Raw genomic sequence first — 1,288 nt, 5'->3', positions numbered from 1 at the left:
TCTCACGCGCCAAGTCCAAGCCTGGCAAGACGATCGCAACCGAACGACGAAGGGCGTCGACTGGCAATTCACGACCCAACAAGCCCGCGTGAAACTGCGACGACTCTACCCCCAGCTTTTGGTGTGACAAGGGACTAGTCCGACGGCCAACCCCCAGCTTCGGCGCTCATTCCGGCAGACGGGTGCCGGCCAGGAGCAGCCAGGGTCCGTGGAGGTGGAGCACCTCGAACCCGCCGAGTCCCCGGGCCGCGAGACGCCCCTCCAACTCTTCGGGATCGAAGCTGGCAACTCCCGACCAGCGCCGTATCAAACGGCGGAAACCGCGGTCGTCCCCGCTTCTGCGATGAAAGACGGCGGCCGTGAAGCGGCCACCGGGCGTGAGCACTCGCGCGATCTCGCCCAGGGCTTCGTTCACGTCCGGAAAGAGGTGGAGCGCCCCGCAGCAGTTCACGATCTCGAAGCTCGCGGCGCCAAAGGGAAGAGACAAAGCCGATCCTCGCACCAGATCGACGTTCGACAGTCCCTCGGAGCGAAGGGCGGCGCGGGCGTGGTCGAGCATCGGTGATGAGAGGTCCAGACCGATGATCCGTCCGGCGGGGAGACGGTGGGCGAAGGGTCGAGTGTAGATGCCCGAACCACAGGCCAGGTCCAGCACCCGCCGTGGAGAGCCGACAATCCCAGCCGCCGGGGCAATCGTTTCGAGCTCGGCGTCGAAGGGGAGGCCCGTCAGGGCAGCGAAGAGCGGGTTGCGCCGCCAAAGCCGGCTCTCGTAGATCTTCACGATCGCGCGAGATTCCATCGCCCGCTGGCCCAGGCTCTTCTGCGTCGAGCGCAAGCGTCACCTCCCCAGCCTCGGGGCCGCTTCTTCTTCGCTTCCGGAAGCTGTTCGCCGAATGGTGCGCTCACCGAGCGACGAGTCGTGAGAGGATCCGCCGCATCCACGCCCGAGGCAAGAGCTCGTTCGGTTCGGTCTCGTACTTCGCCACCCGGCCCTCACCAGGACTGGAACGCTGAAGACGGAGCCCAAGAGCCGCGACACGTGTCTTCGTGTCGACGCCCATCATGTTCAGCCATGCCTCGGTCGGGTTGGGCGTGTCGCCTCATGCCCGGGCACTTCGGGCGTTGCTGTCGGCTAGCTGACTCTTCGCTAACCCGGAAAATTCATGAAGAAGTCTCGTTCTTGAATTGAAGAAGGCCCCAGTTGCGGTAGAAACGTGTTGCGACACCCGTTTCCCCTCAACAAGGGCCCCTTCATGAAGCCGGATTCTACCGCACAGACTGTCACCTT

1 protein-coding gene is annotated in these 1,288 nt (G+C 64.4%); it reads right to left on the bottom strand.

What is annotated here, in order from left to right; genetic code table 11:
• Window positions 1-166: 166 nt before the first annotated feature.
• Window positions 167-835: a methyltransferase domain-containing protein gene (locus GY937_27645; GenBank protein ID MCP5060489.1), complete on the bottom strand. Its 669-nt coding sequence runs from the start codon at window positions 833-835 to the stop codon at window positions 167-169.
• Between the last annotated feature and the right edge of the window lie 453 nt (window positions 836-1,288).

The organism is bacterium (assembly GCA_024228115.1).
Lineage (GTDB): Bacteria > Myxococcota_A > UBA9160 > UBA9160 > UBA6930.
This window is presented reverse-complemented; position numbering and strand designations above follow the sequence as displayed.